The organism is Azospirillum sp. B506 (assembly GCF_000333595.1).
Lineage (GTDB): Bacteria > Pseudomonadota > Alphaproteobacteria > Azospirillales > Azospirillaceae > Azospirillum.
Window position 1 is genome coordinate 1 of the sequence record NZ_BADK01000960.1, and the last position, 5,789, is coordinate 5,789.

Sequence of the window (5,789 nt, forward strand, 5' to 3'; positions counted from 1 at the left end):
ACAGCACGCGCTCTCGCGGGGATCGCGCCATGCCGCTCCAGCCAGCCTATATATCCTCGCCCGCCATCACCGGGTCCTTGCTGTCCACCCGCATGCCGGTCCAGTCCGCCACCCACTCCGGCGCGTCCTTCAGGAACTGGGTCGACCCGAAGGTATCCGGCAGGAACACCAGCATCGCGCCGCCATAGGTCTCCTGCCACAGCCGCAGGACGTCATATTGCGCCACCCGCAGGTCGTCGTCGCTTCGTGCCAGGGCCGCGACCGTCGTCGGCAACTCGTGTGCGTTGGTGCCGATGGCTTCCAGATCGTGCTTCATGGCGAGGTGGGTGTTGGATGTGCCGATGAAGCGCGGCCCGAGCTCGGCCGCCATCGTCTCCACCACATATTCCTGCCACAGGAAACTGTGCCGCCGCCGTGTGCCGAAATCCGACAGGCTGAGATCCTCCAGTGGACGCAGCTTTTCGATCTTGTCCCACAGGCGGACCTTGGCGCGGGCATAGAGGATGTCGAGTTCGGTCTCGGTCATGCTGGCCAGCGCGGCGCGCGTCTTCAGTTCGTTGATGACGCTGAGGGCATAGATCTCCCACATCGTCGTCATCGCCCAGGACCCTTCGAAATCGAGGCGCCACTGGCCGTCCTCCTCCGACAGCCGGTAGTCGGGCAGGGCGAACTCGTCGGCGAGCCAGGCGACAAACTCGGGCCGGAAGATCCCGCGCTGGCCGTAGAAGGTGTTGCCCTGCAGCCAGACCGCCTCCGAGCGCTTCAGCCGCAGCGAACGGACATTGTCGAGCTGGCGGCGCAGTTCGGCCTCGTCGATGATCCGCGCCAGCTTCACCGAGCGGGTGCGGTTGATCAGGCTGAAGCGGACCTTCACATCGCGGAAATGCCGCCAGATGAACTGCAGCATCGCCAGCTTGTACCAGTCGGTGTCCAACAGCGAGCGGACGATGAAGTCGGTGGCGAAATTGTGGTTGTGGGCGCGGCCGCTGAAATTGACGAGCATGGCTGAAACCTCCTGTTCTCGCTGACCGGGTCACAGCCCGTAATGATTGGTGACCGGCAGGCGCCAGCCCGGCCCGTAGGTCCGTTCCGTGACCACCACGCCCGGGGGGCTCTGGTCGCGCTTGTACTGCGCACGGGCCGTCATGCGGCCGATGCGCTCGGCATAGGCGGTGGAGATCGTCTGTCCCACCGCAACGCTCGCCAGCTCGGCGGCGCGGTCGGCACCGGTCAGGCCCTCGACCATGGTCGCCAGCACCGCATCGAGATGTTCGTAGGCCCCCAGCGCCTGCTCGTCGGTCTGCCCCTCGCGGAGTTCGGCGCTCGGCGGCTTGGCGATGATGCGGTCGGGCATCACGGCACCCTGCGGGCCGAGCAGGCCGGATGGCCCCGGACCGAATGGCCACTGCGTGTTGCGCCAGCGCGCCAGACGGAAGACGACCGTCTTGTAGACATCCTTCAGCACCGAATAGCCGCCGCACATGTCGCCATAGAGTGTGGCATAGCCGACGCTCATCTCGCTCTTGTTGCCGGTGCTCAGCACCATCAGCCCGAGCCGGTTCGACAGCGCCATCAGGGTCATGCCGCGGATCCTGGCCTGGACATTCTCGAAGGTGGTGTCGCCCGCCGGCACCGGCCGGTCGGCAAAGACCGGGGCGAGCATGCCGTCGAAGGCGTCCATCGCCGGTGCGATCGGCACGGTCAGCAGGCGGGTGCCGAGCAGGGCCGCCGCCCGCTCGGCATCCTCCATGCTCTCAGCCGAGGTGTAGGGCGACGGCATGCGCACGAGCAGCACACGGTCGGCGCCCAGCGCATCCACCGCGACGGCGGCAGACAGGGCGCTGTCGATCCCGCCGGACATGCCGAGCACGACGCCGGGAAAGCCGTTCTTGTTCACATAGTCGCGCAGGCCCAGCACCAGCGCCCGGTACATGGCCTCCGGCTCGTCAGGATAGCCGTTCTGCACCATGCCCAGAACATCGCCGCGCCGCAGGTCGACCCCACCGTCCTCGCCGCGTTCCACCGTGATGTCGAAGTCGCATTCGTGGAATCCGGCCTGCGCGATCACCAGCCCGGCCCGGTCCATCACGTAGCTTCCCCCGTCGAACACCAGGCTGTCCTGCCCGCCGACCTGATTGACATAGAGGATCGGCAAGCCGGTGGCCTTGACGGTGCGGCGGCCGATGGCAAGGCGGACCGCCTGCTTCCCGGTCCTGAAATGCGAACCGTTCGGCACGATCAGCACTTCGGCGCCTTCTGCCGCCAGGGCTTGGGCGACCTTGCCGTGCCAGAAATCCTCGCAGATGGCGATGCCCAGGCGGAAGCCGCGGAAATCGACGGGGGAGGGCAGCGGGCCGGGCGCGAAGACCCGCCTCTCGTCATAGACCTCGTCGTTGGGCAGGGTATGCTTCAGCACGATTTTCATCGACCCGTCGGTCTCGATGAGAAAGGCGGCGTTGTGGGGCAGCGCGGAACCGTCGAGCGGACCGCCGACCAGCACCGCGGGTCCGCCATCGCCGCGCATCTCGCCGGCCAGCGCGTCGAGCGCGTCACGGAAATCGCGCCGGAACCCCGGACGCAGCACGAGATCCTGAAGCGGATAGCCGGTGCCGAAACACTCGCTGAACACCAGCAGGTCGGCCTTGCCGCGATACCGCTCGCGGTGGCGGCGGACGATGTCGAAGTTGCCCTGAAGCGCGCCGACCGTGGGATTGGCCTGGACGCAGATGATGCGCAGAGCGGTGGGAGACGTGCTGAAAGATGCGCTGGACATGGCAAAGCTCCTTTGCCGAATGCCGCCGGTCTGTCCGGCGGGCTTGGTCGTCATGCTGGAGTGCGACGCCGGGCAGGCATTGCGTCAGCTGTTGGACAGGGCGATCAGTGTCTGGATGATGTGAAAGTGATCCTCGAACATCCGTTCCGGATCGATGTCCGCGATCGGCATCCAGCGGGCCGACTTGGCGTCGTCGCCGCCGCGCACCTTGGGGAAGCCCTCGTCGGTGGCCTTGAGCTGGATGAGGAAGGCCTGGGTCACCGTGCGCCCGCGCGACGAGCGGTAGGGGTGATCGAAGATCTGGCTGGCGCGGATGCCGCCTTCCAGAAAGCCCGTCGGCACCTTGAGCTTCGTTTCCTCCCGCAATTCGCGGATCATGGCATCCCTGATCCGCTCATGCTGGCCGACGAAGCCGCCGGGCAGGGCGAGCAGGCCACGTCCGGGCAAGCCCCGGCGCTCGACCAGCAGGACATGCCCGGACAGGACCACCACGGCATCGGCGGTCAGGAAGGTCGGAGGGTAGGGGGCATTTGCCCACCCCGCCCTGTATTTGGCGATGTAGGCGCTCTCCTCGGCCAGCCGCCTGTATTCGTCGCTGCCGGCGAACTCCGCCATGAAGGCGGCGACATTTGCCGGCAGTGCCTCTTTCCACGCTTCCAGCGCCGCCGGGGCGTCGGCGAAATAGTCGTCGCGGATCGGTGTCGCCGAAATCCCCCGGCAATTTCCGCATTCCACGGCGCCCCATTGCGGGAACATGCGCAGATAGTAGCTGCTGTGGTCCTTCGAATGACCGATCAGGGCGACCTTGGGGGCCGAGCCATCGGCAGGCCGATGGTGCTGTGCGACGACGCCATGCACGGCGGCCTGGACATCGCGGATCCATTCCAGGTCGTTGTAGCGGTCGATGAGGGGCAGCACCGTGATGCGCTCGCGCTCCTCCGGCCGGAACGCACCCAGGACGCAGGAGCGCACCTCCTCGAAGCGGAAGGGATTGCGGTGGCTGCGCGCCTGACGCGACGATCCGACCAGAACGACCACATGCCGTCCGAGCGACAGCGCCTGTTGCAGGACGGTGAGATGGCCAAGATGGAACGGGCGGAAACGGCCGATGAAGACCATGAAGTCATAGGCCGAAGCGGAATGGACAGCTGAGGAGCCGTCGGGGCCGGGGGCCGTGGTCTTCTTCGTCAAGGACAGGGTACCGGACTCGCGTCCGGACACAGTGGTGGCGGTCATGCTCAGCAAGCTCCTTGCTGAAAGAATTCCGCAGTCTATCTGCGGCACACAAACGATACGGTCATGGCGGGCATTTCTCAAGCTCATCCCGCACGCTCTTTCGGAGCACTGCGTTCGACCGTTCCCCGCCGCATTGACTCGGACGGCCAGCATGCCGCCCAAAAAGCCGGCGGCCGGACCGATCACTCCGTCGCTGCACCGTCCTGAAACAACCTCTCCACGGCATCGGCGGTCCGCTGGTAATGCTCCTTCAGGGCAGCCACCGCTTCATCGGCGTTCCGGTTGAGCGCACAGGTCATGATCCGCTCATGTTCGCAAACGACATCGCGGGACTGGTTGGGGACGCTGACCGACAGGCGGCGGTACCGATCCGCCCGGACGAACAGCTTCTCGCACATCTCGATCAGGATCGGCGACCGGCAGGCGGAGATCAGGGTGCGGTGGAAATCGGCATGCCGCTGGTCCCAATCCTCCCGTATCGCCGTCGGCAGGTCGTCGCGCTCACGGGGCAGGCGCGACATCACATGGTGCGCCGCCAGCAGACGGCCCTCCCACTCCGAATCGCCATGCTCGATCGACAGCCGCAGCGCCTCGCCCTCCAGCAGCTTGCGGGTGCCGACGATGTCCAGCAGTTCGGCAATCGACAGCGGAGCGACCGAGAAGCCCCGGTGATCGTCGGAGACGGTGAAGCCTTCGGCCGTGAGCCGCACCAGCGCCTCGCGCACCGGCGAAACGCTCATGCCGCACAATGCCTGCAGATCGGCGAACCGCAGGCGCTGGCCCGGCTTGAGCAAGCCGGACCGGATGGCCCGGTGAATGACGGCATAGGCGTCGCCCGCCAGCGTGCGTGCCTCGGCACGGTCCTTCATGATCGCTTTCTCCCACCCGGCACCCACATTTTCGAAAATCCTACCCTCATTCGAAAACCATTGACAGAAAATATGATCCATGGAAACTGTATGGTAACGCAGCAATCCTGGAAAATGACCGCCCTGGAGAATGACCGCAAGGCTGGTCAGTGCAAGGAGACAACGCTTTGAAACTCGTTCGCTTCGGGACTCCCGGTGAAGAGAAGCCGGGTCTGATCGACAACAATGGTTCCATCCGGGACCTGTCGTCGGTTGTCAAGGACATCGACGGTTCTTCGCTGAGCAAGAGCAGCCTGGACAGGATCCGGTCGGTGTCGGTCGATGATCTGCCCGTGGTCTCGGGTTCGGTGCGGCTGGGCCCATGCGTGACCGGCGTCGGCAACTTCATCGCTGTCGGCCTGAACTATGCCGACCATGCGGCGGAAAGCGGCATGCCTGTCCCGGCGGAGCCGGTGCTGTTCAACAAGGCGCCGTCCTGCATCGTCGGTCCGGACGACACCGTGCTGATCCCGCCGGGATCCGAGAAGACCGATTGGGAGGTCGAACTCGCCATCGTGATTGGCGAGCGTGCCTCCTATGTGTCGGAAGCCGATGCGCTGAACCATGTCGCCGGCTATTGCGTCTGCAACGACGTGTCCGAACGCGCCTATCAGCTGGAGCGCGGCGGCGGACAATGGGCGAAGGGCAAGGGCTGCCCGACCTTCGGTCCGCTCGGCCCCTGGATGGTCACCAAGGACGAGATCGAGGACGTCCAGAACCTCGCCATGTCCCTGTCGGTCAACGGCGAGACGATGCAGAACGGCTCCACCCGGACGATGGTCTTCCAGGTGCCGTTCCTGGTGTCCCACATCTCGCAGTTCATGACGCTGATGCCGGGCGACGTCATCACCACCGGCACCCCGCCGGGCGTC

The 5,789-nt window shown here is 65.7% G+C and carries 5 protein-coding genes; 1 reads left to right on the forward strand and 4 read right to left on the reverse strand.

Annotated features, from left to right (window positions below; all coding sequences use genetic code 11):
• Window positions 1-46 precede the first annotated feature (46 nt).
• From I71_RS29735 to I71_RS29750, 4 genes are all read right to left on the reverse strand, one after another.
• A complete protein-coding gene (locus I71_RS29735) occupies window positions 47-1,003 on the reverse strand; it encodes a nicotinate phosphoribosyltransferase (protein ID WP_042702900.1) in 957 nt (318 codons plus the stop codon).
• 30 nt (window positions 1,004-1,033) lie between these two features.
• Complete coding sequence (locus I71_RS29740; RefSeq protein ID WP_042702892.1) at window positions 1,034-2,773, reverse strand: NAD+ synthase; 1,740 nt, start codon at window positions 2,771-2,773, stop codon at window positions 1,034-1,036.
• Between the two features lie 84 nt (window positions 2,774-2,857).
• Window positions 2,858-4,009 (reverse strand): bifunctional nicotinamide-nucleotide adenylyltransferase/Nudix hydroxylase, encoded by a 1,152-nt coding sequence (locus I71_RS29745; RefSeq protein ID WP_042702894.1) that lies wholly within the window; start codon window positions 4,007-4,009, stop codon window positions 2,858-2,860.
• Window positions 4,010-4,191: 182 nt separating this feature from the next.
• Window positions 4,192-4,878 carry a GntR family transcriptional regulator gene (locus tag I71_RS29750; protein ID WP_042702896.1) on the reverse strand — a complete coding sequence of 229 codons (687 nt, stop codon included), beginning with the start codon at window positions 4,876-4,878 and terminating at the stop codon, window positions 4,192-4,194.
• Between the two features lie 167 nt (window positions 4,879-5,045).
• Here I71_RS29750 and I71_RS29755 point away from each other — a divergent pair.
• A partial coding sequence (locus I71_RS29755) for a fumarylacetoacetate hydrolase family protein (protein WP_042702898.1) occupies window positions 5,046-5,789 on the forward strand: 744 nt, incomplete at its 3' end.